Source organism: Streptomyces sp. NRRL S-495, assembly GCF_000966955.1.
Lineage (GTDB): Bacteria > Actinomycetota > Actinomycetes > Streptomycetales > Streptomycetaceae > Kitasatospora > Kitasatospora purpeofusca.
The window spans coordinates 1-26,931 of record NZ_JZWY01000079.1; the positions used below are offsets into that span (position 1 = coordinate 1).

The following is a 26,931-nucleotide window of genomic DNA, read 5'->3' on the forward strand; positions in this document are numbered from 1 at the left end:
CGGTACGGCTGCTCGAACCAGCCGGCGTCGTTCCAGCTGCGGATCAGCTCGCGGCCCCACTCCTCCTCGACCACCGCCCGCACCCGCTCGGGGGTGCGGACCGGCAGCGCGCCGAGCGAGTTGCCGTCCAGGTAGATCACCCCCGGCGGCAGGGAGAACTCCCCGCGGAACGCCGCCAGCGGGTCGGCGGCGTCCAGCGCCGCGCACTCCTCGCGAGTGATCATGCCCTGCCCTTTCCCGTTCCTCGTTCGTGTCCGCGGCTCCGTGCCCGCGGCGGGGTGCCCGGCGCCCGTCCGGGCGCGGTGCCCGGCCGGTGCCGGCCCCCGGTTCCTGCCCGGCCGGTGCCGGTCACATCCCGTCCCGGATCTCCCACAGCTCGGGGAAGACGTCCTGCTCGGCGGAGCGGCGCAGCCAGCTCAGGCCGCTGGAGCCGCCCGAGCCGGGCTTGGCGCCCATCGCCCGCTTGACCGCCATCAGGTGGCGGTGGCGCCAGCGGGTCACCCGCTCGGCGACGTCCAGCAGCGCCTCGGCCAGCGGCCGCAGCTCGGCGTACTTGTCCTCGGCGTAGACCCGCCGCCAGGCCGCGGCGACGGCCTCGTCGCTCTGGTGGCGCCGCTCGGAGACGGTGTCCGGCAGCTCCAGGCCGCGCCGGGCCAGCAGCGCGAGCGCGTCGTCGTACAGACCGGGGGAGCGCAGCACCTCGGTCAGCTCGGCGAGCGCCGCCGGGCTGTCGTCGTACATCCGCAGCAGCGCGGCGTTCTTGTTGCCGAGCAGGAACTCCAGGTGCACGAAGGCCGAGGACTGGAAGCCCGAGGCCTCGCCGAACACCGAGCGGAAGGAGTTGAACTCCTGCGGGGTCATCGTGGCCAGCAGGTCCCAGGACTCGGTCAGCACGTCCTGGACGTGGGTGCCCCGGCGCAGCGCGGCCAGCGCGCCCGGCAGGTCGTCCGCGCGCAGCGCCCGCTGGGCGAGCGTCCACTCGTGCCGCAGCAGGCCGAACAGCAGCTCCATCACCTGGGTGGTGACGATGAACGACAGCTCGGCCGGGGCCTCGCTGAGCGGGTGCTGCAGGCTGTGCAGTTCGTCCAGCCGGGCGTAGCGCGCGTACGGGGTGCCCCGAACCGGCTCCCCGGCCCGACCGAACGACAGGTTGGGCTTCTCCACCGTGTCGTGCCCCATACCGATCCCTCCTGAAGTCACCGGCGGCGGGACCACCGGACGGGCCCGGGATCCGGTCCCGTCGCCCCGGTCCTCGCCGGGGCCCCATTGTGCGGTGGCCCGGTCCCGCATTTGAATGGGCAGCGGGCACGGCAACCTCGGTCGCGCCTGTCGTACAAGAGGTGTTTTCCTGATCCTCTTCACGATCGCAAAGCGGTGGGATCCGGCCAACCGGAGGACACCCGCACCACACCCTCGGGAGCCCGCCGTGGACACCGTCGACCGCCGTCTGCTGGCCGAGCTGCAGGCCGATGCCCGCCTCTCCTACAACGAACTCTCGCGCCGGGTGAGCCTCTCCGCACCCGCCGTGGCCGAACGGGTCCGGCGACTGGAGGCCGACGGGGTGATCGCCGGCTACCACGCCCACATCGACCTCACCCGGGCCGGCCTGCCGATCACCGCGCTGGTGCAGATCCAGTGCTACGGCCCGCGCTGCGTGCTCCGCGACCCGGAGGTGGCCCGGTGGCCGGAGGTGCTCCAGCTGCACCGGGTGACCGGCGGCGCCTGCTGCGCCCTGCTGGTCGCCGTCCCCGCGATGGCCGATTTCGAGGCCCTGATCGACCGCCTCGGCGCCTACGGCCAGCCGGCCAGCTCGATGATCCTCTCCAGCCCGGTGCCCTGGCGGCCGGTGGTCGTGCCGTGACCGGTGGACACCCGGCGCGGACGGGGTGCTGGGAGCTATAGGTTCCTGCCCATGCCGAACGACCGTCACATCCTGCTGCTCCCGGGCAGCCTGCGCGCCGGGTCCGTCAACGAGACGGTGCTGCGCACCGCCGCCGCCGTGGCGCTGGCCACCGAGGGCGTCGCGACCACCTACTACACCGGGCTGGCCGGGCTGCCGCACTTCAACCCGGACCTCGACACCGATCCGCTGCCGGAGCCGGTCGTCGCGCTGCGCGAGGCCGTGGAGGCCGCCGACGCGCTGCTGATCTGCGCGCCCGAGTACGCCGGGGCCCTGCCTGGCACCTTCAAGAACCTGCTGGACTGGACGGTCGGCGGGATGGAGATCGTGGACAAGCCGGCCGCCTGGATCAACGCCGCCGGGCCGGGGCGGGGCCTGGGCGCGGAGGAGTCGCTGCGCACGGTGCTCGGGTACACCGGGGCGGTGGTGGTGGAGGCGGCCTGTGTGCGGCTGCCGCTGGCGCGCGGGGACGTCGGCGCGGACGGGCTGGTCGCCGACCCGCTGGTGCGCGACCGGATCGCGGAGGCGCTGGTCCGGCTGGCCGCGGCGGTCTGAGCCGCCGGGCCCGCGCCGAGGGCCCGGACCTGTACCGGCGGGCGGCTCAGTGCCCGTCGGGCAGGTGCAGGCCGAGTCCGGCCAGCCCGTTCAGGAACAGCTCGACGCCGACCGCCGCCAGCAGCAGTCCGAGCAGCCGGGAGAGCACCTCCAGCGAGGTGCGGTGGCTGTGCCGCATCAGCGGGGCGAGCAGCGCGACGCAGACGTAGTTGATCAGCACCACGGCGATGTACGCGCCGGCCACGGTGGTGCGCCAGCCCCATTCGTCCTTGGTGAGCGAGGCGACCAGCACCGCGGTGACCGCGAGCGGGCTGGCCAGGTAGGGCAGCAGCAGTTCGCGGATGCCGTCCACCAGCGGCCCGGCCAGGTGCTCGTCCTCCTCGTCGGTGCCCCAGCCCAGGTGGACCCCGAAGACCAGGGCGACCGCGTAGACGAAGAAGATCAGCCCGCCCGCGAGCTGCAGCGACTGGTCGCTGATGTGGAACAGCGTGGTGACGAAGTCCGCGCTGAAGGCCATCAGAGCGCCGACCACCGCGGAGATGACGGTGCTCCACGCCGCGAGGCGCCGCAGCTCCCCGGTGGTCCGGGTGGTGGCCAGCCGGGCGAAGGACAGCAGGACCTTCGGTGGGCCGACCACGGCGAAGAAGGCGATGAAGGCGCTGCTCAGGTTGAAGACGAACATGGCTCAAGCATGGCCGCGACGATCACCGCCGCCCGGCCGCCACGCCCCCGGCCGGTTATTCCCACTCGCGCCGTCATTCGCCCGAACGGCCGCCCCGGGTCGAGTGCGGCGGCCGTTTCCGGTGCCATGGAAGCCGGACCTCCCCACCATTCGGCGGAGGGCTCCCGAAGGGGACTTCGACATGGCTCTGAACCGTAAGGACCTGGGTCTGCTGGCCCTGCGCGGCGCCGTCGGCGGCGTGCTGATCGCCCACGGCACCCAGAAGCTGTTCGGCTGGTTCGGCGGTGGCGGCCTGGACGGCACCGCCAAGGCGATGGAGGCGATGGGCTTCCATCCGGCGCGCCAGAGCGCCCTGGCCGCCGGTCTCGGCGAGGCGGGCGGCGGCGCGATGCTGCTGGTCGGGCTGGCCACCCCGGCGGCCGGCGCGGTGGTGGCCGGCACCATGGCCGGCGCGGTCGCGGTGCACGCCCCGGCCGGCTTCTTCGTGATGTCCGGCGGCTACGAGTACCCGGCGTTCCTGGGCGCGACCGGGCTGGCGCTGGGGCTGGCCGGTCCCGGCCGGTACTCGATCGACCACCTGACCGGGCACGCCTTCGACCAGCCGTGGGTCGGCGCGCTGGCCTTCGTGGCGAGCGCGGCCTCCGCGTACGGCGTGGTGGCCCGCCGCCGGCATGCCGTCCGGCTGGCGGAGGAGCGCGCGGCGGTGGAGGCGGACACCCAGGACGGCTCCGGGCTCTCCTGAGGCCGCCCGCTCCCGACCCGCCTCCGAACCGCCCCGGAACCGCCTCCGAACCGCCCCCGGATCACGCCCGGATCACGCCCGAACCACTCCTGAACCGCCCCGTCCGGCGCCGTCCGGTGCCGCTCGGCCGGGCTCACCCGAACGCACCACCCCTGTTGGCGAGCGTCTCCCGGCCCCCGGAACGTGGGCGGGGAGGCGCGCCGGGCCCCCGGCGCCGGCCAGAATCGAGGACCCCGATGGACCGCCAGCCGCTCCGCCGCACCGCGGCTCCGCCCCGCCGGACCGCCGCCACCTCCGTCACCGCCGCCACTACTGCCACTGCCGCTTCCACCACCGCCACCACCCACCACCGCCACCACCCCGCGCCCGGCCGCGCCGCCGCCGCGCCGGACCGCCGGGGACCCGCAGGCCCCCGCCGTCCGCCGGCCCGGCCGCGCCGTGGCCGCGGTCGTGGGCGCCGCCCTGCTCGGCGGGGCCGCGCTGGCGGGCTGCTCCTCGGACAGCACGGCGGGCAGCGCGATCTCCTCGGCCGCCGGGCAGGTGGGGTCGGGTATCGCGGGAGCGGCCTCCGCCGCCGCCTCGGCCGCGAGTTCGGCGCTCGCCTCGGCGGCCGGCGGGCTGTCCTCGTCCCTGGCCTCCGCGGCCTCCTCCGCCCAGGCCGCGGCCTCCTCGGCGCTCGCCGGGGTCAAGGGCGGCCTGGACGCGAAGACGGACGTCTCGGCGGGGGCGGTGTCCTTCACGGACGGCAAGGCCCAGACGACGCTGACCGTCACCAACCACGAGACGCAGGGCAGCAACAAGTACGTGATCCAGGTCAACTTCACCGACGACAGCGGCAATGTGCTGGACGCGACCGCGGTGACCGTGTCGGACGTCGAGGCCGGGAAGAGCACCGAGGCGAAGGCGACCAGCAACCGGGACCTCTCGGGCTCGGTGAAGGCCGTGGTCGCCAATGCCGTCCGCTACTGAGCGGACCCGGCCGGCTCCGGGCCGGCCGTCCGACCTCCTCCGCCCCCGCTGACCCGCAGGTCAGCGGGGGCGGACCGGTTCCGGGGGAACCTTAACGGCGGCTCAAGGCTCAACATCACCCCTTGACGGGGTAGTTGGTCTAGTCCATTTTAGTGCCCAGGTGCAGGGAGCCCCTGAGCCGGCGTCAGCGGTTCGCCGCTGACGCCGGTTCGGCATATCCCGGCGTCCGTCACGGCATGTTCCGTTCGATTCCCCCATCCCGTTCTGTCATGTCCTGGTCGCACGGCCCCACCCCGTGCGCGCGTTCCCGGACCCGGCGGAATCCCCCACACCAGGAGTCACGCACCCATGCTCCGTTCACGCATCGAAAGGGCCGGGGCCCCGGTTCAGGAGGGCGGCCGTCGCAAGCGGTCCAAGAGCCTGACCGCGATCGCCGCCGGCACCACGGCGTCCCTGCTGCTCGGCGCGGGTCTCGCGCTCACCGGCGGCGCCACGGCCAACGCCGCCGTCACCAACTCCACCGGCGCGCCCGCCACCAGCGGTGGCATCAAGGTGGCCTACTTCGACCAGTGGTCGATCTACGCGAACGGGTACTACCCGAAGACCATCCAGGACACCGGCGTGGCCGGGAAGCTGGACTACCTGATCTACTCGTTCGCCAACATCAACCCCACCAGCCTCACCTGTTTCGAGGCCAACAAGGCGGCGAGCCAGGACGAGAACAACCCCAACGCCGGTGACGGCGCGGGCGACTCCTTCGCCGACTACCAGAAGAGCTTCGGTCCGGACATCTCGGTCGACGGCGTCGGCGACGTCTGGGGTCAGCCGATCGTGGGCAACTTCAACCAGCTGAAGAAGCTGAAGGCGAAGAACCCCAAGCTCAAGGTCCTGATCTCGCTGGGCGGCTGGACGTACTCCAAGTACTTCTCGGCGGCGGCCGCCTCGGACGCCTCGCGCAAGAAGCTGGTCTCGTCCTGCATCGACATGTTCATCAAGGGCAACCTGCCGGTCGAGGCCGGCTACGGCGGCCCGGGCTCGGCGGCCGGCATCTTCGACGGCATCGACATCGACTGGGAGTACCCGGGCGGCGGCGGCCACACCGGCAACCTGTCGAGCCCGAACGACAAGCAGAACTTCACCCTGCTGCTGAAGGAGCTGCGCGAGCAGCTCGACGCGCAGGGCAGGACCGACGGCAAGAGCTACTACACCGCGGCCGCGGTGGGTGCCGGCCAGGACAAGATCAAGAACGTCGAGACCGACAAGATCGGTCAGTACCTGTCGTTCCTCGACATCATGACGTACGACATGCACGGTGGCTGGGAGTCCAAGGGCCCGACCAACCACCAGGCCCCGATCTACGCCGGTCCGAACGACCCGATGACCCCGGTCCCGGGCGGCACCGGCAAGTACTCGGTCGACTCGGCCGTCAAGGCCTACACCGCCGGTGACCAGCAGTACGGCATCCCGGGCGGCTTCCCCGCGAACAAGATCAACGTGGGTGTGCCGTTCTACTACCGCGGCTGGACCGGCGTCCAGAACAACGGCAAGAACGGTCTCTTCCAGCCCGCCACCGGCCCCGCCGCGGGTGCCTCCATGTCGGGCAACGTCGCGGGCATCCAGATGTACAAGGAGCTGGCCGGCTTCGTCGACAACCCGGCGAAGACGTACTGGGACGAGGATGCCAAGACGACCTACTTCTACGACGGCAGCACCTTCTGGTCCGGTGAGGACGCCCGCTCGATCCAGGCCAAGCTGGACTACGCGCACTGCAACGGCCTCGGTGGTTCCTTCGCCTTCTCGCTGTACGACCTGGGCACCAAGACCAGCCTGTTCGACAAGATGGTCGAGGCCACCAACGGCTCCGCCGCGGGTTGCCCGGCGCCGCCGGTGACCACCCCGCCGACGACCCCGCCGACCACGCCGCCGACCACCCCGCCCACGACCCCGCCGACCACGCCGCCCACGACTCCGCCCACCACGCCGCCGACCACCCCGGCCGGCTGCGCGGGCGCCCCGAGCTGGGACGCGGCCGCCACCTACGCGACCTCGACCAAGGTCTCCTGGAAGGGTCACTACTACACCAACAAGTGGTGGACCAAGGGCGACGACCCGAGCGCCAGCGGCGCCTGGGGTGTCTGGACCGACAACGGCCCCTGCTGACCCCGTAGTACTGACCGGGTGAGGACCTGACGGACCCTCGAACCCGTCGCACCGAGCGTCCGGCCCGCCGGGGGACCACCCCCGGCGGGCCGGACGTTCTTCTGTTGCCCCGGGGTGCGTCAGCCCTGGTCGGCGGCGCGCGCCGGGGTGTCCGGCCGACTCTCCTCGATCCGCCGCAGCATCCGGGCCAGCATCCCGGCGAGCACCGCGCGGTCCTCGCCGACGACGTCCTGGAGCAGCTCCTCCTCGAAGACGGCGGCCATCCGCATCGACTCCAGCCACTTGTCCCGGCCGAGGTCGGTCAGCTCGATGATCACCCGGACCCGGTTGGCCTCGTCCCGGTCCCGGGTGACCAGGCCCTCGGCGACCATCCGGTCGACCCGGTGGGTCATCGCGGCGGGCGTCAGTCCGAGCCGCTTGGCCAGCTCGCCCGGTCCGAGCCGGTACGGGCTGCCGGACACCACCAGCGCCTTCAGCACCTCCCACTCCGCGGAGGTGATTCCCAGCACAGTGAGCTGCCGGTCGTAGGCGACGGTCATCCGCCGGGCGACCCGGGAGAGGGTCTGCACGATGGTCTCGACCTGGGGGTCCACGGTGGGGAATTCCCGCTGGTAGAGCGCCACCTGCTCGGCGATGCCCAGCTCGCGGGCGGTGGCCGGCGCGGGCTTCTCTGCAGTCATGCGGACCAGTGTCGCATGTGGAGTGCACTCCTTAAGACTTTGACTCGGCACTCTTCCGGTGCTAAGACTTTAGAGTCAAACTTTAGCTCTTAAGTCTTCCGGTCTTAAGAGTATCCAGTGAAAACTGACGAAGCCCTGACGGGCGGAGTCCACAGGAAGGGGTGTGCACGGTGACCGGCACGGTGAAGCAGCAGAGGCAGCAGCGACGTGGGGCGGGCGGCCCGCTGCGCCGCGTCCAGATCGGGAACGCGCTCAGCGCGTTCGGCAGCGGGTTCACGATGCCGTACATGTTCGTGTACGTGGACCAGGTGCGCGGGCTGGGCGCGCTGGCCGCCGGGATGGTGTTCACCGTCTTCGCGCTGGCCGCGCTCGCCGTACTGCCGTTCACCGGCCGGGGCATCGACCGCTACGGCCCGCGCCCGGTGCTGCTGGCCGGCGCCGCGCTGGCCGCCACCGGCGCGTTCGCCTTCGGGCACGCCACCGGCACCCCGGCCCTGCTGGTCTCCTCGTTCCTGTTCGGCGCGGGTGTCACCACCTGCCAGCCGGCGCTCGCCACCATGATCGTCCGCTGCTCCACCGCCGCGACCCGCTCGCACGCCTTCGCGCTCCAGTTCACCCTGATCAACCTGGGCATGGGCATCGGCGCGCTGGTCGGCGGGCAGATCGTGGACGTCGCCGACCCGGCCAGCCTGACCCGGCTGTTCACCATCGAGGCCGTGACCTTCCTCGGTCTCGCCCTGGTGACCGGCACCGCGCGGATCCCCAAGGCCGCGCCGGTGCTCGTCCAGGACGGCGCCGACGCCCCGCGGGGCCTGCGCGCCCTGGTCGCCGACAAGGCCATGGTCCGGCTCTGCGTGCTCGCCGGGCTGATCTTCTTCACCTGCTACGGCCAGTTCGAGTCCGGCGTCGCGGCCTTCGCCACCGACACCGTCGGCACCGCCCCGTCCACCCTGGGCATCGCCATCGGCGCCAACGCGCTGACCATCGTGGTGCTGCAGATGTTCATGGTGCGGATCACCGCCCGCCGCCGCCGCACCACCGCGATGGCCGCCGCCGGCGTGGTCTGGCTCGGCGCCTGGGCGATGGCCCTGGTGGCCGGTCTGGTCCGGACCGAGGCGATGGCCGCCACGGTCGCGATCGTCTCGATCTACGCCCTGTTCGGCGTCGGCGAGTCGCTGCTCGCCCCGACCATGGGCCCGATGGTCGCGGACCTCGCCCCGGCCCGGCTGCTCGGCACCTACAACGCCGGGTACGCCCTGGTGAAGCAGATCGCGATCGCCGTCGGCCCCGCCGTGGGCGTGCTGCTGGTCGGCTCCGGCACCTGGCCGGTCTACCTGGCGGCGATGGCCGGCTGCACCGTGCTGGTCGTGGTCCAGGCGCTGCGCCTGCGGCCGTACCTCACCGCGGCCCAGGACAACGCGGCCCCCTCGGCCGGGGACGAGCAGGCCCCCGCCACCCCGGTCCGCACCCCGGCCCGGCCGGTCCGGGAGCTCCAGGCCGCCGCCTGACCCCGCCGCTCGACCGCCCGCGACGGGCGCCGGACAGGTCACCTGTCCGGCGCCCGTCGCGCTTGGTTTCGCGCCCACCGGCACATAGTGTCGGTGGCTGTTGACCGTCCGGCCCGACCCCCTCGGGGCCGGCACCCGGCGAGAACGGCGAAGCGGCGAGGCTACCGAGACCATGACCCAAGCGGCGCTCACCCACCCACCGGCCGCGACGGAGCCCGCCGCCCCGGCACCGGAGCGGCGAGGGCTGCCGCGCCTGGCGGCGGCCCGCTGGGACTGGCTCGGGCCGATCGCGGTGGCGCTCTTCGCCGGTCTGCTGCGGTTCTGGAACCTCGGCCACCCCAACGCCTTCGTCTTCGACGAGACCTACTACCCGAAGGACGCCTGGTCCCTGCTGCGGCAGGGCTACGAGGGCACCTGGCCGGAGCACGCGAACGAGCAGGTGCTCGCCGTGCCGCAGCAGATCCCGCTCACCTCGGCGCCCGAGTTCATCGCCCACCCGCCGCTCGGCAAGTGGGTGATCTCGCTCGGCGAGTGGGCCTTCGGACTGCACCCCTTCGGCTGGCGGTTCATGACCGCGCTGCTCGGCACCCTCACCGTGCTGATGCTTGCCCGGATCGGCCGTCGGCTCTTCGGCTCCACCCTGATCGGCTGCACCGCCGCCCTGCTGATGGCCGTGGACGGCCTGCAACTGGTGATGAGCCGGGTCGGCCTGCTCGACGGCGTCCAGATGTTCTTCGTCCTGGCCGCCTTCGGCGCGCTGCTGATCGACCGCGACCACGCCCGGGCCCGGCTCGCCGCCGTCCTCCCCGACCGGGGCGGGGACACCGTCCGGCTGGGGTGGCGGCCCTGGCGGATCACCGCCGGCGTCTGCCTGGGCGCCGCCGCCGGCGTCAAGTGGAACGGCGTCATGGTGCTGGCCGCCTTCGGTGTGCTCACCGTGCTGTGGGACCGGTCCGGCCGCCGCTGGGCCGGTGCCCGCCGACCCTGGCGCTCGATGCTCCGCCGGGACGCCGGGCCCGCCTTCCTCGCCACGGTCGGCGCCGCGTTCGTCGTCTACGTCGGCGGCTGGGCCGGCTGGCTGTTCACCGGCGGGGGCAAGGGCGCGACCGGCGGCGGCTTCGACCGGCACTGGGCCGACGACCGGGCCGGGCTGTCCCCGGACAGCTTCCTCGGCGTCCCGCTGCCGCAGCTCCCGATGGGCTGGGTGCCCGCGCCGCTGCGCAGCCTCTGGCACTACCACGCCCAGATGTACGACTTCAACACCGGCCTCAGCAGCCCGCACACCTACCAGTCCAACCCGTTCAGCTGGCTGGTCCAGGGCCGGCCGGTCTCGATGTACTGGGAGCAGGTGCCGGCCGGCCAGCGCGGCTGCACCGCGTCCGGCGGCTGCGCGGCGCAGATCCTCGGCCTCGGCACCCCGCTGCTCTGGTGGACGGCCTGCTTCGCCCTGGTCTACCTGCTCTGGCGGTGGGCCTTCCGCCGGGACTGGCGCTCCGGCGCGGTGCTGTGCGCGGTGGCCGGCGTCTACCTGCCGTGGTTCCAGTACCAGGAGCGGACGGTCTTCTCCTTCTACATGGTGGTGCTCGTCCCCTTCCTCTGCCTGGCCGTCGCGCAGATGCTGGGCGCGCTGCTCGGCCCCGAGGGCTGTCCGCCCGAACGGCGGCGGATCGGCGCGGCCGGGGCGGGGCTGATCGTGCTGGCGATCATGGCCTGCTTCGCCTTCTTCTACCCGCTGTACACGGCGGAGGTGATCCCGATGACGTCCTGGCAGGACCGGATGTGGTTCACCACCTGGATCTGACCGGTGCCCGGTGTCCCGTCGGCCGCCGGCGGGGGACAGCTGCTGCCGGTGACCCCGGCGCTGGGCGCGGTCACCGCGGTGCTGCTGCTGGCCGCCGTCGCGGTCGCGGGGTGGGGCCGGCTCGGGCACGGGCACGCCGTGCTGCGGGCCGGGCTGCGTGCGGTGGTCCAGCTCGCCGCCGTCGCGCTGGTGATCGCCTGGGTGGTCGACTCGCTGTGGTGGTCGGCGCTGTTCGTGCTGCTGATGTTCACGGTCGCGGTGCGGACCGCCGGGCGGCGGATGGTCCCGGACCGGGGGCGGGACTGGCTGTGGGCGGCCGCGCCGATCGGCGCCGGGGTGCTGCCGGTGCTGGTGCTGCTGCTCGGCAGCGGGCTGCTGCCGGCCAAGGGCCTGTCGGTCATCCCGGTCGCCGGCATCCTGATCGGCGGCGCGCTGACCGCCACCTCGCTGTCCGGGCGGCGCGCCCTGGACGAGCTGCGCCAGCGGCACGGCGAGGTGGAGGCGGCGCTGGCGCTCGGCTTCGAGGAGCGGGACGCCCGGACGGAGATCTGCCGGACGGCCGCCGCCACCTCGCTCGTCCCGGCGCTCGACCAGACCCGGACGGTGGGACTGGTCACGCTGCCGGGGGCGTTCGTGGGCATGCTGCTCGGCGGGGCCTCGCCGGTCCAGGCGGGCGCGGTGCAGCTGTTCGTGCTGGTGGCGCTGCTGGCGGTGGAGTCGACGGCGGTCGTGGTGGTGCTGGAGCTGGTCGGCCGGGGGCTGGTCCGCGCCAGTGGCCCCTCCGCGTCCGCGCCGGGCGGGCGGGAGCGGTGATCGGGTAGGCTTGGCCGAGTTGAAGGGGAGTAGCCCTCCACCGGACCGTCGACATACTGGCCCCTCGGGGCCCGGCGCCCGGGGCACCGCGGATTTCGTCCGACGGGTGCCGGCGAGACCTTCGGCCGCAGTGCTGTGTACGTGGGCGCGTCCTTGCGTCCCACGTGTCTTCCAACCAGCGCTGTCGGGCCGGAGCGACCCCTGACGGAGCTGCCCGCGGTCCGGCAGCCCGAACCGAGGGACACCACCCCCGATGAGCCTGACCGTCGCCGCGATCACTTTCGGCATCGTCTTCCTGGCCGAACTGCCCGACAAGACCGCTCTGGCCAGCCTGATGCTCGGCGCCAAGTACCGGGCGAGCTACGTCTTCGCCGGGATCGCCGCCGCCTTCGCCCTCCAGGTGGGTATCGCCCTGGTCGCCGGGCAGCTGCTCTCGCTGCTGCCGCAGCGCTGGGTCGAGGGTGTCACCGGCGTGCTGTTCCTGGCCGGCGCGGCGATGCTGCTGTTCCACGGCGGGGGCGACGAGGAGGACGGGCACGCCGCCAAGGAGCCGTCCGCGAACAGCTTCTGGAAGGTCGCCGGGGCCAGCTTCGTGGTCGTGGCGATCGCCGAGTTCGGCGACCTGACGCAGATCATGACCGCCAACCTGGCCGCCAAGTACGCCGACCCGCTGGCCGTGGGCCTGGGCGCCTGGCTGGCGCTGTGCGCGGTCGCGGGGATCGCGATCCTGGGCGGGCAGAAGCTGCTGAAGCACGTGCCGATGAAGATGATCATCCGGGTGGCGGCGGGGATCATGGTGCTGATGGCCGCCTTCAGCATCTTCAAGGCGATCACGGGCTGACGGCCCTGGGCCCCCGGGGTCAGCAGCCGGTGCGCTTCTCCAGCGCGGCCCGGGTGTTGGCCCCGTAGACGCCCTTCTTGTCGCCGCGGACGCCCTGCATGCTCTGGAAGTACGACACGAAGTACTCGGTGTCCCCGTCGAAGTAGCCGTTCACGGGGATGTCCGGCGCCATCCAGCACATCACCACGGCGAGCTTCTGCTGCATGGCCTGCACGTCGGTGCCCTGCATGCCGTACTGCAGCACCCGGATCGTGGGGGTCGGCGTCGGTGTCGGTGCGGGCGTGGTGCTGGGGCTCGCCGTGGCCGTCGGGGTCGGGGTCGCCGAGGGGGTCGGGGCGGGGCTCGTCGGCGCCGGTGGCTGGGTGGCCGGGGCGCCGGTCGGGGCCGGAGCCGGGGCCGGCGGGGCGGCGGCCACGGTGGTGCTCGGGGCGGCCGGGGGCGGGGTGCTCGCGGTCGACCGGGTCGGCGAGGGCTTGGTGCTCGTCCGGCTCGGCGTGGGTGTCGGGGTGTCACTGGTGGGCGGTGGCGCGCTCGGGCTCGGCGCGGCCGGGGTGGTCGGGGCCACCGGGGCGGGGGCGATCGTCGTACTGGGCGGGGGCGCGGCCCGGTCGTCCGGGTCGGCGGAGGGAGTGACCGCGTAGGCCAGGCCGACGGTGAGCGCCAGCAGACCGGCGCCGGCCGCGATCAGCAGCCCCTTGCGGCGTCCGGGCCCGCCGCCGTTCTCCTGCTCGGCGGCGCGCCGTGCGGCCCGGCCGCCGGTGGGTGCCGCGGCGTCGGGGGCGACCGGGAAGACGCCCAGCTCGTCCTCGGCGGGGGCGTCGTACGCTCCTCCGGGCCGGGCCCCGGCCGGAGGCGGGGGGAAGTGCGGGGCGGTGGCGACCGGGGGCAGCACGGTGGTCGCGTAGGCGTCGGCGTCCGGCCCCAAGGGGGGAGTGACCGGCGGCGGAGCGACCGGGGGCAGCACGGTGGTGCCGAACGGGTCGGCCGTCGGCGGCCCCGGTGCCGGGGGAGCTTCGAGGGTCGCCGGGAAGACCGGGTCCGCCACCTGGCCGACGGCCTGCGGCACGTACGGGCGGACCAGCGGCGGGCCCTCCAGGTGCGGCAGGACGGCGGTGTCGTCGAGGCCGTGGTCCGGCGGGAGGCAGCCGCACCCGGTGGATCGTGCGGAGCCGCACGTCGGGCAGTGCTGGTCCGGCATCGGCCGGCCCTCCTCGGTTCTCGGTCGTTCTCGGTCGTTCGCGGTCCCGGACGCGTGGTCGGTCGGACTCGTGTTCAGGCGATGGACGGGCCTGATTATGCAGGACGTCCCTGAGGGGGGACAGGGGCGTCCGGCCCGGTGTGGGGGCCTTGTGCCGGTTGGTGGGGGTTGGTCATCGGTGAACGGTGGGTGTGCGGATGTGAAGGTCCGGCAGATGGCTGTGATTACGTTCGGCTCAACTGAACGGAGCAAAACGGTGCATTTCTGACAGCATGGTGGCCTGGAGTGATCATCTGCCGACCTGTGAGGGATACGGAGGCCGGGGCCGGGGCCGGGGCCGACGGGAGTTGCCGCCCAGCCTCCGGTCACCGCGGGCAGTCTGTGGGTGCCGATCGGGGCGCTGCTGCTGGCGATGCTGCTCGCGGCGCTCGACCAGACCATCGTGTCCACGGCGCTGCCCACCATCGTCAGCGACCTCGGCGGCCTGGAGCACCTGTCCTGGGTGGTCACCGCCTACATGCTCGCCTCGACCGCGGCCACCCCGCTGTGGGGCAAACTCGGCGACATGTACGGCCGGAAGGTCTTCTTCCAGGCCTCCATCGTGATCTTCCTGCTGGGCTCGGTGCTGTGCGGCATCGCCCAGAACATGGGTGAGCTGATCGCCTTCCGCGCCGTCCAGGGCCTGGGCGGCGGCGGCCTGATCGTGCTCTCGCAGGCCATCGTCGGGGACCTCGTGCCGCCCCGGGACCGGGGGAAGTACCAGGGCGTCTTCGGCGCCGTCTTCGGTGTCACCAGCGTGCTCGGCCCGCTGCTCGGCGGCCTGTTCGTCGACAACCTCAGCTGGCGCTGGGTGTTCTACATCAACCTGCCGATCGGTGTGGTCGCCCTGGTGGTGATCGCCGCGGTGCTGCACGGGACGGAGGTCCGGCGCCGGCACCGGATCGACTACCTCGGCACCGTGCTGATCGCCTCGGTGGCCACCTGCCTGGTGCTGATGACCTCGCTCGGCGGGACGACCTGGGGGTGGAGTTCCTGGCAGATCATCGGCCTGGGAGTGCTCGGCCTGGTCCTGCTGGTCGCCTTCGTCCAGGTGGAGCGCACCGCGGAGGAACCCGTCCTGCCGCTGCGGCTGTTCCGCTCCCGGACCTTCAGCCTGGTGGCCGTCATCTCCTTCGTGGTCGGCTTCGCGATGTTCGGCGCGCTCACCTATCTGCCGACCTTCCTCCAGGTGGTCATGAAGGTCTCGCCGACGATGTCCGGCATCCACATGCTGCCGATGGTGATCGGCATGCTGGTCACCTCGATCGGCTCCGGCCAGATCGTGGCCAGGACCGGCCACTACCGGGTCTTCCCGATCGCCGGCACCGCCATCACGGTCGTCGGCCTGCTGCTGCTCTCCCTGCTCGACGAGCACAGCAGCACCTTCGAGATGAGCTGCTACTTCCTGGTCTTCGGGCTCGGCCTCGGCCTGGTGATGCAGGTACTGGTGCTGATCGTGCAGAACTCCGTCGGCTACCAGGACCTCGGTGTCGCCACCGCCGGCGCCACCTTCTTCCGCTCCATCGGGGCCTCCTTCGGGGTCTCCGTCTTCGGCACGGTCTTCGCCTCAGGGCTCAACGACCGGCTCGGTGACGCCCTGGCCGGCGTCCCGCTGCCGCCCGGTTTCGGCCCCGGGGCGATCACCTCCGACCCGCGCGTCGTCGCCCAACTGCCCGCCGCGACCCAGGAAGCGGTCTACCACGCCTACGCCGAGTCGATCACCCGGGTCTTCCTCTACGCGGTGCCGGTGGCGGTGGTCGCCTTCGTGCTCTCGCTGTTCCTGCGGGAGCAGAAGCTGCGCACCACCGTGACCGCCCCCGACCTCTCCGAGTCCATCGGCCTCAACCCGGTCGAGCGCTCCTCGCTGGACGAGATCAGCCGGGCGCTGTCCGTCCTCGGCACCCGGGAGGCGCGGCGCGACCTGTTCAAACGGATCACCGCCACGGCGGGTCTCGACCTCAAGCCGGCCTCCAGCTGGCTGCTGCTCCAGATGTACCACCACGGCTCGGTGGAGCCGGCCGAACTGGCGGAGCGCCGGATCGTGCCCTTCTCGGTGGTGGAGGAGGCGGTGCGCGAGGTCGAGGGCCGGGGGCTGGCGGCCCGGACCGGCGGGCTCCCGCTGCGGCTCACCGAGCCGGGCGAGGCGGCGGCCGTCCAACTGGTCGCGGCCCGGCGGGCGCAGCTCGCCGAACTCCTCGGCGACTGGGACGAGAAGCAGTTCGACGACCTGGCCGAACTGCTCACCCGGCTGGCCTCCACGCTGTGCGCCGACGAACGGGACCGGCCCGACCGCGTCGTGGACGAGCCCCCGTACCGCGGTGAGGGCCGCTCCTTCTGACGGCCGTTCCTTCCGGCAGTCGTCCCTTCCGGCAGCTGTTCCTGCTGACGCCCGCGTCACGGGCCCCCGAACCACCTCGGGGTGTCCAGCCGGAACGGGTCCCCGGGCGCGAGCGTCCGCAGTGCGTCCTCCAGGCCCCGCAGCCGCTCCTCGCCGCCCAGCTGCACGACCCACTCCGCGCGCAGCTCCTCGAAGATCCGGGCCGACCGGACCAGGCAGTCCACCCCGCGCTCCGTCAGCCGGACCACCTTGCGGCGGGCGTCCGCCGGGTCGCTGCCGCGCTCGACGTAGCCGAGCCGTTCCAACTGCTCGACGGTCTTCCCGGCCGCCTGCTTGGACACCCCGAGGCGCTTCCCGAGCTCGACGGCGGTGGTGCCGTGCGGCCCGATCGCCTGGAACACGAATCCGTGCGTCGGGCGGAGGTCGGGGTGCCCCTCGCGGGCGATCCGCTCGTGCAGCTCGTCGATGATCAGCCGGAACGCGAACAGCAGCCGCACCGGCAGCTCGTAGCCCGGCGTCGCACCTTCCTCGGAATCCCTTGACACGATCGACAACCTCATTGACCATATAGACAACTTGATTGTCCATTATAAGGGAGACACCCGCTCTTGTCCGTCATCCGCAGCACCGACGCCCGCCGTACCGAGACCCCCAACGCCGTTCTGACCACCTACGCCTCGCCCACCCAGGGCGGCACCGGCCTCGCGATGTGGCGGGTCGAGATGCAGGCGGCCCGCTCCGGCCCGCGTCACGCCATGGACACCGAGCAGGTGTGGACCTTCCTCACCGGCACCGCCGTCGTCGACCTGGACGGCGAGGAGCTCGCCCTCGCCGCCGGGGACACCCTCGTCCTGCCCGCCGACCTCCCCCGCCTGATGCGCTCCGAGGACGGCTTCACCGCCGTCGTCGCCTCCCCGGCGCCGTCCATGGCCGTCAACCTGGACACCGGCGACCGGGTCGCCCCGCCGTGGACGGTGTGAGGTGTAGCAGACTGCCTCCCGGAACAACCCTGAGGAGGTACGGCGTGTCCGTCGTCAAGATCAATGTGCTGACCGTTCCGGCCGAGCAGCGGGAGGTGCTGGAGCAGCGCTTCGGTGCCCGGGCCGGTGCGGTGGAGAACTCGGACGGCTTCGAGTACTTCGAGCTGCTCCGCCCGGTCGAGGGCACCGACCAGTACCTGGTCTACACCCGCTGGCGGGACGAGGAGTCCTTCCAGGCCTGGCTCGCGGGCCCGATGCAGGCCGCGCACCGGCCGGCGGCCAAGGACGGCGAGGCGCCGCAGCGGCCCGCCGCCAGCGGCTCGACACTGTGGTCCTTCGACGTGGTGCAGTCGGCCGGCCCGAAGGGCTGAGGCCGGCAGTTCGCGGAACGGCGCGCCCCCAACGCAACGGCGTCAGGGGCGCGCCGTCGTGGATTCAGGGGCGGATCGCGCCGTGCTCCAGGTAGGTGGTCGCGGACTGCGTCCTGGCGACGCAGGCGGCGCGGATGCGGCGGGCAAGACGCGGGATGAGGAGTTCGTCGAGCTTGTCCGTGGAGTGGAAGGCGTGCTCGCCGATCTCGACCTGGTCGACCGCGATGTTGTCGAGTTCATCGGTTGCGAGGATGCCGCCGTCGAAGACGAAGAGGAGCTTGTCGCCCTCGGTGGGATGAGGTGCCCAGTCCGCGACGAGCAGGCGGCCGATCGGCGCAGTGATGCCGAGCTCCTCCTTGACCTCCCGGGCCGCGCCCTCGCTCGGGGTCTCGCCGGCGTGGAGGTAGCCGCCGGGAATCTCCCAGCCGGGCTTGTAGGTCGGCTTCACGAGGAGGACGCGGTTGTCCTCGTCGAAGAAGAGCACGCCGGCAGCGGTGCGGGGCTGGGCCACGACCTCTTGGGGTTGGGAGTCGCTCATGGGCGGCGACAGTAGCCGCCCGGCCCCGTCACGCGACGATCCGGAGCCGCTGTGCGATGTCTGTTCGAGCGGCAGGGCCCGAGCAATTCGCCGCGCCATCCTCGACCTTCAGCTGTTCGACCAGTCTGCGGCTGGTCGAATCCCGGGCCTCGACCAGTCGGCTCAGCTGCCCATGGAAGCGGAGCCCGGGGCCTGACGGCGGCTCGGCAGTTACTGGTGGAAGGTGAATTTCGGACCCCGCCCCCGCTGCGGCCGAGCCGCATCAACCAGTCAGGGCCTCGCCGAGCCGTGTGTGAGCCGATCCGGCGAGGGTGCGGTGCAGGGCCTCGGCGCGAGACCGGATCAGCCCGTCGTGGTACGCCGCTGGCAGCTGCTTCCAGACCCCGACGGCCATGTCCGCGGCGGCGGCCGGGTCGCCGTCCATGCTCAGGCAGGTCGCCGCGTCCATGGTCAGCAGGGCTCGGGTCATGATGGACGGCGACCTGGTGAGGGCAAGGGCTGCCTGCTGTTCGGCGTTCGCCTCGCGGGTGCGGCCCATCAGCGTGAACGCCTGGGACAGGTGGACGTGGTGCTTCTGAAGCGGGTAGCCGAACCAGGTGTCGGCGGCCTGCGCGGTGTTGAGGTGATCGGCGATGTTGCGGGCGTCGGCTACCGCGCGAAGGGCCCCTCGGTGGTCACCGATGGAGGCCAAGGCGCGCGCGGTGACGGCGGCGGCCAGGGCTGCGGCGGCCGTGGGGGTTCGGCCTGCCTCGCGGCGGGCGCTGATGGCCAGGTTCGCGGCGGCGTTCGGGGCGCCGTAGTTCAGCGGAACCATCGCGTGCCGGGCCAGGACCCAGGCCAGCATGTGCCGGTCGCCGGATTCGCGCGCAGCCTTCTCGGCGGTGGCGAACCAGCCGTGGGAGTCGCGCTGGTCACCGCGGTCGTGCTGGATGATCGCGACCAGTCCGGTGATCCCGGCGGCGGTGCGGGCCAGGTCGGTACGGGTGCCGGCGGGGTGCGGGCGGCCAAGGACGTCTTGCAGGAGATCGAGGTCCCGGCGCATCTGCGTCAGCACGACCCCCGGTGCCCGACCGTGGTAGCCGCCGCGGTGGCGTTCGAACGCCCCGTCCAGGTACGCGAGGTCGCCGACGTCGGAGCCGGACAGGCCGACGTCGATCCCCTCTCGCGCCTTCGCGATGCCTGGCAGCGCGGCGACCCCTGTCGCCAGTGCCGCCGCGCCGAGAAACTGTCGTCGATTCACCGCCGTACCCTCCTCTCCTTCGTCTTCGACCGGCTGCTGGTGGAGCCTGCGCCAGCGCCGCGAGGTAGCCACTGCTCGGGCGACCTCCTCCACCGAGAGCCCGTACCCGTCGGCCAGCAGCTGGTGCCACCTCGGGGTGGGCAGACGCCGCTCGGTCTCCCAGCGCTTCAGGTTCTCCGGGTCGAACCACGTGCCGCCTTGAGCGTCCTGTAAGAGCAGGGCCTGCTCGTCGCGGGTGAGTTCGGCCATCTCCCGGATCCGCCTCAGCACGGCGCCGATGCCGTCTGGTGCCATCATGCCCATCCCCCAAGCCTCTGACTGACTGGTGCCCGATCCTGGCCCCCCAAAGCGGCCCCCCGTGGGAGAAATGCACCCCCGGCTGGCACCACCGGCGCCACTACCGGCAGTAGTTGACTGTGTACCAGCCAAGCGGAGAGTGGGCGAGATCAGTTCCTTCCCTCCACATGGCACCACCAAGCTCCCCAGCTCCGGCCTGACGCCCCGAAGGGTTCTTTCGACATGCGCGTGTGCAGCAGCAGCTTCTTCCTGGCCCGTGACCCCGTCTCCGTCCCCATCAGTCGCCGGCGGCTCGGCCGGCTGATCAAACGGTGGGGGGTCCGCACGGACAACGACAGCCGCCTGGCCCTGGATACCGTGATCTCGGAACTCGTCACCAACGCGGTGCGGCACACCACCGGAGCGACGGTCACCGTCGGGGTGCACGCCAACCTCGACCTGCGGCGCCTGATCATCGAGGTCCACGACGGCTCGCAGGCCCTGCCCTGCCAGCAGGCCTCGGGCCCGGACGCGGAGGCCGGCCGGGGCATGTTCCTGGTCGAGTGCCTGGCCCTCGCCCACGGAGCCGAGCGCACCGCACGGGGCAAGAAGGTCTGGGCCGAGGTCGCCCTGCCCGAGTAGCCGCTAACCCGCCGCCAGCTCCTCGTCCACCCCCCCCGGTCGGGCGGTCCGCACGGTGATCCGCCGCCTGTCGGGTCGGCGCCTCCCACCAATGCACCCGCCCGCCCTGGCCGCTTCCCGCGCCCGCAGCCACGATCGAGAGGACGACATGACCACCACCCAGCACGGCACGGCGATCACGGACACCGCCCGGCTTCACGGCCGGGCCGCCGTCCGCAGCTTCCTGGAGGGCCCGTCGCTGACGGCGGCCGACCTGTCGATGGTCCTGCTCGTGCGCGAGGACAGCGAGGACGGCGACCGGCCGATGCCGACCGTCACGGTGGCCGAGATCCCGCAGACGGTGCGCGACCTCGCCGCCCGGGGCATCCGCTCAGTGAAGGTGTTCGCCAACAGCCTGCACCGCGACGCCGAGGCGTCCGGCGCCGTGGCATCGGACAGCCTGATGGTGCGGGCAATCCACGCCGCCAAGGACGCCGAACCTGGCATCGCGGTGATGACCGAGAACTGCTTGTGCGGCCACACCGACACCGGCGAGTGCCACCTGACCAGCGCTGGCCGGATCGACCTGGACCGTACGGCGGCGATGATCGCCGCCCAGGCCGTCATCCAGGCCGAGGCCGGCGCCGACATCGTGGGACCGGCCGCGATGATCCGGGGCACCACCGCCTCCGTGCGCCGGACCCTGGACGAACACGGCCACCGCGATGTGGCGACCATGCCGCACCTGATCTTCGACTCCGCCCTCTACGAGGGCTACCGAGCCACCATGCGGGCAACCCCTGCCTCCGGTGCCCACCGGCCGTTCCAGATCAGTCCGCGCCGGCCGGAGACCGCGGTGGACACCGGCTTGGCCTTCGTCGGCGAGGGGGCGGACATGCTGCTGCTGGAGCCGGGGATGCTCTCGGTGGACGTGCTCGCCACCCTCAAGCAGAAGACGTCGGCGCCGCTGATGCCGTTCTCCGTCTCCGGCGAGTACACGCGGCTCGCTCCGCTCGATCCGCGCAGCGGGCGGCGGGACTTCCGCCCGCTGCTGGAGCTGTTCACGATGCTCAAGCGCTCCGGGGCGGAGCGGATCATCACCTATGCCGCTGCCGACCTCGCCCGGCTGCTGACCGGCTAAGCGGCTGGGCGGATCTCCGACAGGATCGCCTCGGCGCCTTGGTCCAGGAGAAGGCCGGCCACCTGGATACCCAGCTTCTCCGGCTCCGAGACGGGGCCGGAGAGGCGGGCCTCGACCTGCTTGGTCCCGTTCAGGGCGGTGACCTGCGCGTGCAGCGACAGCATGTCGCCGGTGGCCTTCGCGTAGGCGCCGACCGGGACCGAGCACCCGCCGTGCAGTTCGCCGAGCATCGCCCGCTCGGCCCGCACCTCCGCGTCCACCACCGGGTCGCCGGTGCCGGCCAGGATCTCGCGGGCCAGCTCGTTGTCCTCGCGGATCTGGATCCCGAGCGCCCCCTGGCCGGGGCTCGGCGGGAACTGGTCGAGAGGCAGCAGCTCGCCGATCGCGTCGTCCAGGCCGAGTCGCACCAGCCCGGCGGCCGCCAGGACGACGCCGTCCAGGTTCATCGTCCTGAGCTTGTTCAGCCGGGGCGGAACGTTGCCGCGGATCGGCACGAACGCCAGGTCCGGGCGGACGTGCAGCAGCTGGGCGATCCGGCGGGCAGCGGAGGTGCCGACCCGCCCGCCCTGAGGCAGGGCGGCCAGCGTGGAGCCGCACAGCGCGTCCCGCATGTCCTCGCGGCCGGGCGGGGGCAGCAGCACCAGGCCGGGCGGGTTGCTGGTCGGCAGGTCCTTCAGCGAGTGGACGATCACGTCCACCTCGCCCCGCACCAGGGCGGCTTCCTGCTCGGTGGAGAACGCGGAGCCGCCCGAGCGGGCCGACACCTGCGACAGGGCCGTCTTCCGGTCCCGGTCACCGCCTTCAAGGATCACCTGGTGGCGGAACTCGACGCCGGGGAAGCGGTCCCGCAGTGGCGCCAGGAACTCCTTTACCTGCGCTCGCGCGAGGTGACTGGCCCGCGATCCGACAATCAGCGTCCGCATTCCCGAACTCCCGGCATCTGAAGAGATGTTGACCGCATGTTACTCGAACACGGGCCTACCTTTTTCCGACGGTTTGTCGGAGTCGTGATTGGAGAGATCGAATGCCGTCCACCCGCCGCACGATCCGTATCGGTGCCCGCGCCTCGGTCATGTCGCTCGCCCAGGTCGCAGGCGTCCGGGCCGACCTGGCCGCCCTCCATCCCGACGTGGTCACCGAGCTGGTGCCGTTCGTCGTGGCCGGGGACCGCGAGCCGGGCGAACAGGCCGAACTGCACGACAAGGGCGCCTTCACCGGCGACATCGAGGAAGCCCTGCTGAGCGGGGCGTGCGACCTCGCGGTCCACTGCATGAAGGACGTGGCGGGCGACCCGCTGGTCACCCCGGGCACCGTCTTCGCGGCTCACCCCAAGCGGGCGGACATCCGAGATGCCCTGATCCACCCGGGCGGCCTCACCCTCGACCAGCTGCCGCCCGGCACCCGGGTTGCCACCTCGGCGGTTCGGCGTGTCGCCCAGCTCACCCGCAGCCACCCCCCACCTGGACCTGGTGCCGATCCGAGGAACGGCGAACCTGCGGCTGGCCGCCTTGGACGCCGGGGAGGTCGATGCGCTGGTGCTGGCCGCCTCCGGACTGGAGCGCATCGGTGAACAGCATCGGATCAGCGAGGTCCTGACCGTCGAGCAGATGTGCCCGCCGTTGGGAGCCGCCGTGCTCGGCTTGCAGTGCCGCGAGGATGACGCCGACCTGATCGACATTCTCGCCCCGCTCGGTGACCGCGCGACGGCGCGGGAGATCACCGCCGAGCGGGCCCTGCTGAACGTCCTGCGCGGGCACTGCAACAGTCCGATCGCCGGGTTCGCCCGGTCTTTCGAGGACGGGCACCTGGGCCTTCGCGCGATGGTCTTCTCCCCGGACGGCGCCACCGTGCTGGCGGCCCGGCAATCAGCCGGCCGGCTCAGCCCGGAGGCCCTCGGCATGGGGGTGGCCGCCACCTTGCTCCGCGACGGCGCCCGGGACCTGATCGATGCCATCGCGCACTGACCTACCATGCGTCAGCGCGCGGCCGGCCCCGGAACCTGGCCTTGCCAGTCGCTCCGGGGTGCCAGTCCTGCGCTCCTGCTCCAGGGTGATGCTGTACCGACGACGGCGGCGCATTCCTCGATCTGGGACCGTAGGTTGGGCAACCAGCCGCCGGGGAAGACCTTCATTCCCCGACTCGACGTCGTCGGCTGCGGCGGCCTCGCCCGTGCGGTCGAGATCACCTCGAGGGTGAAGATCCGACTGCACCGGCGTCAAAGCGGCGGTGATTCTGGACAGTGGAGTCTGCCCGGCCGCCGACCACCTCACCATCGTCGACTGTTCAACGCCGGTCGCTCGTCTGAGTCGGGTCGGCCTCGTGCACGAGCGGGCGATCTCAGCTTTGCTCGGACGCCAAGTGGCATGAGTGCAAGAGACAGTCAGGCAGGGCGGATCCAATGGTCGGCCTGGGTTCCACGCCGGGCGGCGGGTGGTGGTTCTGTCTGTCGTCCGGCGGTTCATGATGCGAGGGCGCATTGTTGAGGGCGTGAGTGCGCCGGGGCGGGTGCGCGTGCGCCGCCCGATCGAGTGATGCGGATGAGGTTTCCGAGGCTGTTCGCTGGACTAGCGTGATCATTGCGTTCAGCAAAGGAAAGCCCCGGCGGTGCGCCAACACCCCGGGGAACGGCACCAGGAGAAGTAAGGCTCCACGATGCAGATCAATCGTATCCCCAAGCACGCGCCCGGGTACACGATCCTCGACAACGGGCATGTCGTGCGGAAGCACTCGCTCAGTTGGGCGGCGCGCGGGTTGCTCGGCTACCTCCTCAGTCTGCCGAACGGGGCTCGGGAGGATGTTCGGACGCTGGCCGCGAAGAGCGTCGAGGGGCGAGCGACGGTCGCCCGGGCGTTGCGGGAGCTGGAGACGGCCGGGCACTACGTGCGGCGGACCGTGCGCGACCCCGTGACGGGGCGGGTCAGGACGGTGGTCTCCGTGCATGAAGTGCCCTTGGCGGACAAGGCGGTTCACGCATTGCCACCGGTTCCCGTGACACCGGCCGCCGGGCCGTCCGGCGCCGGGAAGGCGGGAAGCCCCTCCTTGAGGGTAAGGACGGTGAGGCGGAAGGAACCTTCCGTCCATCCGGTGGCGACAGTGCCCCGGATGACGGAGGGGATGGGGCTGCTGATCGAACTCGGTTCCCGGGAGCCGGCGTTGGCACTGGCCGGCAAACCGCTGGCGGACCAGGCCGCGCGGGTGGAGGGCCTGTTGGCGGGCGGATGGTCGGCGGACGTGCTGATGGGCATCCTGGCCGCGCCGCTTCCGGGGAAGGTGACCCACAGCGTTGCGGCGATCCTCGGCGGGCGGTTGACGAAGGTGCCGCCCGTTCCGTCGGGCCGTGGCACCGCGGTGAAGCCGGTGACGGTGCCGCGACCCAGGCGTCATGAGTGCGCGGGACGGGACGGCATGTGCGGCCGTCCCGTCGGCGGCGCGGGGGAGCTGTGCACCGGCTGCCGGTGACGGTGGTGTCGCGGGCGCGGGGCAGGCCCGTGCCGCACGGTCAACCGCCCGGCGGGGGCCGGAAGGCGATCGGGGCGGCGAAGGCGGCGCGGCGGGTGGCGCGGCGCAGGGCGCGCAGGACCGGGGTGCCGAGGGTGAGGCAGAGGACCACGGTGAGGGCGGCGCGGGGGAGGTCCCAGCCGAGCGAGGTGGTCAGGCAGTAGACGGCGAAGCGCACCAGGTTCTCGGACACCGGGTCGCCGGGGACGAAGGAGATCGAGCTCGCGAGGCCGGCGATGTAGGGCCAGCCCTGGAGGTTCATGATCACGCCGTAGAGCAGCGAGGCGACGGCTCCGTAGGCGGCGAGCAGGGCGAGTTCGCGGCGGCCGCGCAGCCGGGCCGGGCCGGGGAGGAGGCCGGCGCCGAGGCTCACCCAGCCCATGGCGAGCATCTGGAACGGCAGCCAGGGCCCGACACCGCCGGTGAGCAGCGCGGAGGCGAACATCGACAGTGCGCCGAGGACGAAGCCGAAGCCCGGTCCGAGCACCCGGCCGGACAGCACCATCAGGAAGAACATCGGCTCCAGTCCGGCCGTGCCCGCGCCGAGGGGGCGCAGGGCGGCGCCGGCGGCCGCGAGGACGCCGAGGAGCGCGACGGACTTGGCGTCCAGCCCGGGGGCCCCGCCGCCCGCCGTGCGGCCCTCGGAGATCTGGGCGACGACGACGGCGAGGAGCAGCGGGAGCAGCAGGGCGAACAGCCAGGGGGCGTCGGCGGAGTGGCCGACCAGGGCGGACCGGGTGGAGGCGAGCAGCGGCCAGCCGAAGCCGGCCGCGCCGACCAGGGAGGTCAGGGCCAGGGCGAGGACCGAGCGGCGGCCGAGCGGGACCGGGCGGGCGAGCGGGGTCGGCGGGGTCATGCGTCGGGCCCGATCCGGTCGAGGGCCTCGGCGACCTGGCGGACGGTGAGCCAGGGGCCCGGGGCGAGGATCTTGGCGACCTGCGGGGCGAAGGCCGGCGAGCCGAGCACCACCTCGGGGGTCGGGCCGTCCGCGACGATCTCGCCGTCGGCCAGCACGGCCGTGCGGTCGGAGAGTTCGGCGGCCAGCTCGACGTCGTGGGTGGCGAGCAGGACGCCGTGGCCCTCGGCGGCGAGGCCGCGCAGGATCTCGACCAGCCGGGCCTTGGCCGCGTAGTCGAGGCCCCGGGTGGGCTCGTCGAGCAGGATCAGCGGCGGGCGGGCGGTCAGCACCACCGCCAGGGCGAGGGTGAGCCGCTGGCCCTCGGAGAGGTCGCGCGGGTGGACGGCGTCCGGCAGGCCGGGCAGCAGCCGCTCCACCAGGGCGCGGCAGGTGCCGGGTTCGGCGCCCGCGTCGTGGTCGGCGGAGGCGCACTCGGCGGTGACGCTCTCGCCGTACAGCAGGTCGCGCGGGTCCTGCGGGACGAGGCCGACCTGGCGGACGAGTTCGGCGGGCCGGGTGCGGTGCGGGGTGCGGCCGCCGACGGCGACCGAGCCGGAGGCCGGCGCGTGCAGGCCGACCAGGGCGCCGAGCAGGGTGGACTTGCCGGCGCCGTTGCGGCCCATCAGGGCGGTGATCGTCCCGGCGTGCAGGGTGAGGTCGACGCCGCGCAGGGCCGGGACCGGGCCGCGTCGGACCACCAGGCGGGAGGCGGTGGCCAGCGGGGTGCCGGTGGCGGAGGCGGCCGGGGCGGCGGGCGGCCGGTGGCCGTCCAGCCGGTCGCGCAGGCCGGCCGCCCGGCGGCGGGCGTCGCGGACGGTGAGCGGCAGCGGGTGCCAGCCGGCCAGCCGGCCGAGGCCGACCACCGGCGGGTGGACCGGTGAGTGGGCCATGATTCCGGCGGGCTCGCCCAGGACGGGCGGCGCGCCGGGGGTCAGCAGCAGGACCTGGTCGGCGTACTGGACCACGCGCTCCAGCCGGTGCTCGGCCATCAGCACGGTGGTGCCGAGGTCGTGCACCAGTCGCTGGAGCACCGCCAGCACCTCCTCGGCGGCGCCCGGGTCGAGCGCGGAGGTCGGCTCGTCCAGGACCAGCACCTTCGGGTGGACGGTGAGCACCGAGCCGATGGCGACCCGCTGCTGCTG

At 72.8% G+C, this 26,931-nt stretch carries 24 protein-coding genes and 3 pseudogenes; 16 read left to right on the top strand and 11 right to left on the bottom strand.

Features of this window, described 5'->3' with window-relative positions:
- Nucleotides 1–224: pseudogene (locus VR45_RS05645) on the bottom strand (kynureninase); the annotation flags it as partial.
- Nucleotides 225–348: 124 nt separating this feature from the next.
- Complete coding sequence (locus VR45_RS05650; RefSeq protein ID WP_045938563.1) at nucleotides 349–1,179, bottom strand: tryptophan 2,3-dioxygenase family protein; 831 nt, start codon at nucleotides 1,177–1,179, stop codon at nucleotides 349–351.
- Between the two features lie 247 nt (nucleotides 1,180–1,426).
- On the opposite strand from VR45_RS05650, the gene VR45_RS05655 reads away from it, so the two are divergent.
- Both VR45_RS05655 and VR45_RS05660 read left to right on the top strand, forming a co-directional pair.
- The gene (locus VR45_RS05655; protein ID WP_045938564.1) at nucleotides 1,427–1,861 is read left to right on the top strand and encodes an Lrp/AsnC family transcriptional regulator; all 435 of its coding nucleotides are present in this window, start codon (nucleotides 1,427–1,429) and stop codon (nucleotides 1,859–1,861) included.
- Between the two features lie 51 nt (nucleotides 1,862–1,912).
- The gene (locus tag VR45_RS05660; protein ID WP_045938565.1) at nucleotides 1,913–2,455 is read left to right on the top strand and encodes an NADPH-dependent FMN reductase; all 543 of its coding nucleotides are present in this window, start codon (nucleotides 1,913–1,915) and stop codon (nucleotides 2,453–2,455) included.
- 46 nt (nucleotides 2,456–2,501) lie between these two features.
- On the opposite strand, the gene VR45_RS05665 is transcribed toward VR45_RS05660, so the two are convergent.
- Nucleotides 2,502–3,137, bottom strand: a complete 636-nt coding sequence (locus VR45_RS05665; RefSeq protein ID WP_045938566.1) for a MarC family protein — start codon at nucleotides 3,135–3,137, stop codon at nucleotides 2,502–2,504.
- A 181-nt stretch (nucleotides 3,138–3,318) separates the two neighbouring features.
- Here VR45_RS05665 and VR45_RS05670 point away from each other — a divergent pair, with 181 nt between their 5' ends.
- From VR45_RS05670 to VR45_RS05680, 3 genes are all read left to right on the top strand, one after another.
- A complete protein-coding gene (locus VR45_RS05670; protein ID WP_030391646.1) occupies nucleotides 3,319–3,879 on the top strand; it encodes a DoxX family protein in 561 nt (186 codons plus the stop codon).
- Between the two features lie 438 nt (nucleotides 3,880–4,317).
- Nucleotides 4,318–4,848 carry a hypothetical protein gene (locus VR45_RS05675; RefSeq protein ID WP_045938567.1) on the top strand — a complete coding sequence of 177 codons (531 nt, stop codon included), beginning with the start codon at nucleotides 4,318–4,320 and terminating at the stop codon, nucleotides 4,846–4,848.
- Between the two features lie 348 nt (nucleotides 4,849–5,196).
- The gene (locus tag VR45_RS05680) at nucleotides 5,197–7,008 is read left to right on the top strand and encodes a glycosyl hydrolase family 18 protein (RefSeq protein ID WP_078896257.1); all 1,812 of its coding nucleotides are present in this window, start codon (nucleotides 5,197–5,199) and stop codon (nucleotides 7,006–7,008) included.
- Between the two features lie 119 nt (nucleotides 7,009–7,127).
- On the opposite strand, the gene VR45_RS05685 is transcribed toward VR45_RS05680, so the two are convergent.
- Nucleotides 7,128–7,688 carry a MarR family transcriptional regulator gene (locus tag VR45_RS05685; protein WP_045938568.1) on the bottom strand — a complete coding sequence of 187 codons (561 nt, stop codon included), beginning with the start codon at nucleotides 7,686–7,688 and terminating at the stop codon, nucleotides 7,128–7,130.
- A gap of 182 nt (nucleotides 7,689–7,870) precedes the next feature.
- On the opposite strand from VR45_RS05685, the gene VR45_RS05690 reads away from it, so the two are divergent.
- The 4 genes from VR45_RS05690 to VR45_RS05705 all read left to right on the top strand — a co-directional run bounded on the left by VR45_RS05690 (nucleotide 7,871) and on the right by VR45_RS05705 (nucleotide 12,651).
- Nucleotides 7,871–9,196, top strand: a complete 1,326-nt coding sequence (locus tag VR45_RS05690; RefSeq protein ID WP_078896261.1) for an MFS transporter — start codon at nucleotides 7,871–7,873, stop codon at nucleotides 9,194–9,196.
- 172 nt (nucleotides 9,197–9,368) lie between these two features.
- Nucleotides 9,369–10,997, top strand: coding sequence for a phospholipid carrier-dependent glycosyltransferase (locus VR45_RS05695; RefSeq protein WP_078896258.1), 1,629 nt, complete (start codon nucleotides 9,369–9,371; stop codon nucleotides 10,995–10,997).
- A gap of 3 nt (nucleotides 10,998–11,000) precedes the next feature.
- Nucleotides 11,001–11,810: an ABC transporter permease gene (locus VR45_RS05700; protein WP_234325847.1), complete on the top strand. Its 810-nt coding sequence runs from the start codon at nucleotides 11,001–11,003 to the stop codon at nucleotides 11,808–11,810.
- 253 nt (nucleotides 11,811–12,063) lie between these two features.
- The gene (locus tag VR45_RS05705) at nucleotides 12,064–12,651 is read left to right on the top strand and encodes a TMEM165/GDT1 family protein (protein ID WP_045938569.1); all 588 of its coding nucleotides are present in this window, start codon (nucleotides 12,064–12,066) and stop codon (nucleotides 12,649–12,651) included.
- A 19-nt stretch (nucleotides 12,652–12,670) separates the two neighbouring features.
- Here VR45_RS05705 and VR45_RS05710 read toward each other — a convergent pair whose 3' ends face one another.
- Complete coding sequence (locus VR45_RS05710) at nucleotides 12,671–13,849, bottom strand: peptidoglycan-binding domain-containing protein (RefSeq protein ID WP_045938570.1); 1,179 nt, start codon at nucleotides 13,847–13,849, stop codon at nucleotides 12,671–12,673.
- Nucleotides 13,850–14,228: 379 nt separating this feature from the next.
- On the opposite strand from VR45_RS05710, the gene VR45_RS05715 reads away from it, so the two are divergent.
- Nucleotides 14,229–16,226, top strand: coding sequence for an MFS transporter (locus VR45_RS05715; RefSeq protein WP_286163083.1), 1,998 nt, complete (start codon nucleotides 14,229–14,231; stop codon nucleotides 16,224–16,226).
- Nucleotides 16,227–16,282: 56 nt separating this feature from the next.
- Here VR45_RS05715 and VR45_RS05720 read toward each other — a convergent pair.
- A pseudogene (locus VR45_RS05720) lies at nucleotides 16,283–16,793 on the bottom strand (MarR family winged helix-turn-helix transcriptional regulator).
- Between the two features lie 41 nt (nucleotides 16,794–16,834).
- On the opposite strand from VR45_RS05720, the gene VR45_RS05725 reads away from it, so the two are divergent.
- Complete coding sequence (locus VR45_RS05725) at nucleotides 16,835–17,206, top strand: cupin domain-containing protein (protein WP_045938572.1); 372 nt, start codon at nucleotides 16,835–16,837, stop codon at nucleotides 17,204–17,206.
- 44 nt (nucleotides 17,207–17,250) lie between these two features.
- Nucleotides 17,251–17,577, top strand: coding sequence for an antibiotic biosynthesis monooxygenase (locus VR45_RS05730; protein WP_045938573.1), 327 nt, complete (start codon nucleotides 17,251–17,253; stop codon nucleotides 17,575–17,577).
- A gap of 64 nt (nucleotides 17,578–17,641) precedes the next feature.
- Here the strand turns inward: VR45_RS05730 and VR45_RS05735 are convergent, their stop codons facing one another.
- The gene (locus VR45_RS05735; protein ID WP_045938574.1) at nucleotides 17,642–18,115 is read right to left on the bottom strand and encodes an NUDIX hydrolase; all 474 of its coding nucleotides are present in this window, start codon (nucleotides 18,113–18,115) and stop codon (nucleotides 17,642–17,644) included.
- Nucleotides 18,116–18,377: 262 nt separating this feature from the next.
- Nucleotides 18,378–19,652 (bottom strand): helix-turn-helix domain-containing protein, encoded by a 1,275-nt coding sequence (locus tag VR45_RS05740; protein ID WP_234325848.1) that lies wholly within the window; start codon nucleotides 19,650–19,652, stop codon nucleotides 18,378–18,380.
- Between the two features lie 222 nt (nucleotides 19,653–19,874).
- Here VR45_RS05740 and VR45_RS05745 point away from each other — a divergent pair, with 222 nt between their 5' ends.
- Both VR45_RS05745 and VR45_RS42070 read left to right on the top strand, forming a co-directional pair.
- Nucleotides 19,875–20,273, top strand: coding sequence for an ATP-binding protein (locus VR45_RS05745; RefSeq protein WP_045938575.1), 399 nt, complete (start codon nucleotides 19,875–19,877; stop codon nucleotides 20,271–20,273).
- 148 nt (nucleotides 20,274–20,421) lie between these two features.
- Nucleotides 20,422–21,393: a hypothetical protein gene (locus VR45_RS42070; RefSeq protein WP_052708861.1), complete on the top strand. Its 972-nt coding sequence runs from the start codon at nucleotides 20,422–20,424 to the stop codon at nucleotides 21,391–21,393.
- Here VR45_RS42070 and hemC (VR45_RS05760) read toward each other — a convergent pair.
- A complete protein-coding gene (gene hemC, locus VR45_RS05760; protein ID WP_045938577.1) occupies nucleotides 21,390–22,316 on the bottom strand; it encodes a hydroxymethylbilane synthase in 927 nt (308 codons plus the stop codon). The genes VR45_RS42070 and hemC (VR45_RS05760) overlap by 4 nt on opposite strands.
- Before the next feature lie 101 nt (nucleotides 22,317–22,417).
- Between hemC (VR45_RS05760) and hemC (VR45_RS05765) the strand changes: the two are divergent.
- Nucleotides 22,418–23,357 (top strand): annotated as a pseudogene (gene hemC, locus VR45_RS05765) (hydroxymethylbilane synthase).
- Between the two features lie 688 nt (nucleotides 23,358–24,045).
- Nucleotides 24,046–24,852 carry a helix-turn-helix domain-containing protein gene (locus tag VR45_RS05770; protein WP_045938578.1) on the top strand — a complete coding sequence of 269 codons (807 nt, stop codon included), beginning with the start codon at nucleotides 24,046–24,048 and terminating at the stop codon, nucleotides 24,850–24,852.
- A gap of 40 nt (nucleotides 24,853–24,892) precedes the next feature.
- Here the strand turns inward: VR45_RS05770 and VR45_RS05775 are convergent, their stop codons facing one another.
- Together VR45_RS05775 and VR45_RS05780 are read right to left on the bottom strand one after the other, a co-directional pair.
- A complete protein-coding gene (locus VR45_RS05775; protein ID WP_045938579.1) occupies nucleotides 24,893–25,747 on the bottom strand; it encodes an ECF transporter S component in 855 nt (284 codons plus the stop codon).
- The coding region (locus VR45_RS05780; RefSeq protein WP_045938580.1) for an ATP-binding cassette domain-containing protein at nucleotides 25,744–26,931 on the bottom strand (1,188 nt) is incomplete at its 5' end. The genes VR45_RS05780 and VR45_RS05775, both read right to left, overlap by 4 nt.

What these genes read in the sequence shown, in the direction of transcription:
- VR45_RS05665 (WP_045938566.1), bottom strand. Translation starts at nt 3,137, where the DNA reads ATGTTCGTCTTCAACCTGAGCAGCGCCTTCATCGCCTTCTTCGCCGTG.
- VR45_RS05740 (WP_234325848.1), bottom strand. Translation starts at nt 19,652, where the DNA reads ATGATGGCACCAGACGGCATCGGCGCCGTGCTGAGGCGGATCCGGGAG.
- VR45_RS05685 (WP_045938568.1), bottom strand. Translation starts at nt 7,688, where the DNA reads ATGACTGCAGAGAAGCCCGCGCCGGCCACCGCCCGCGAGCTGGGCATC.
- VR45_RS05695 (WP_078896258.1), top strand. Translation starts at nt 9,369, where the DNA reads ATGACCCAAGCGGCGCTCACCCACCCACCGGCCGCGACGGAGCCCGCC.
- VR45_RS05770 (WP_045938578.1), top strand. Translation starts at nt 24,046, where the DNA reads ATGCAGATCAATCGTATCCCCAAGCACGCGCCCGGGTACACGATCCTC.
- VR45_RS05680 (WP_078896257.1), top strand. Translation starts at nt 5,197, where the DNA reads ATGCTCCGTTCACGCATCGAAAGGGCCGGGGCCCCGGTTCAGGAGGGC.
- VR45_RS42070 (WP_052708861.1), top strand. Translation starts at nt 20,422, where the DNA reads ATGACCACCACCCAGCACGGCACGGCGATCACGGACACCGCCCGGCTT.
- VR45_RS05745 (WP_045938575.1), top strand. Translation starts at nt 19,875, where the DNA reads ATGCGCGTGTGCAGCAGCAGCTTCTTCCTGGCCCGTGACCCCGTCTCC.
- VR45_RS05710 (WP_045938570.1), bottom strand. Translation starts at nt 13,849, where the DNA reads ATGCCGGACCAGCACTGCCCGACGTGCGGCTCCGCACGATCCACCGGG.
- hemC (WP_045938577.1), bottom strand. Translation starts at nt 22,316, where the DNA reads ATGCGGACGCTGATTGTCGGATCGCGGGCCAGTCACCTCGCGCGAGCG.
- VR45_RS05735 (WP_045938574.1), bottom strand. Translation starts at nt 18,115, where the DNA reads ATGAGCGACTCCCAACCCCAAGAGGTCGTGGCCCAGCCCCGCACCGCT.
- VR45_RS05670 (WP_030391646.1), top strand. Translation starts at nt 3,319, where the DNA reads ATGGCTCTGAACCGTAAGGACCTGGGTCTGCTGGCCCTGCGCGGCGCC.
- VR45_RS05775 (WP_045938579.1), bottom strand. Translation starts at nt 25,747, where the DNA reads ATGACCCCGCCGACCCCGCTCGCCCGCCCGGTCCCGCTCGGCCGCCGC.
- VR45_RS05705 (WP_045938569.1), top strand. Translation starts at nt 12,064, where the DNA reads ATGAGCCTGACCGTCGCCGCGATCACTTTCGGCATCGTCTTCCTGGCC.
- VR45_RS05650 (WP_045938563.1), bottom strand. Translation starts at nt 1,179, where the DNA reads ATGGGGCACGACACGGTGGAGAAGCCCAACCTGTCGTTCGGTCGGGCC.
- VR45_RS05660 (WP_045938565.1), top strand. Translation starts at nt 1,913, where the DNA reads ATGCCGAACGACCGTCACATCCTGCTGCTCCCGGGCAGCCTGCGCGCC.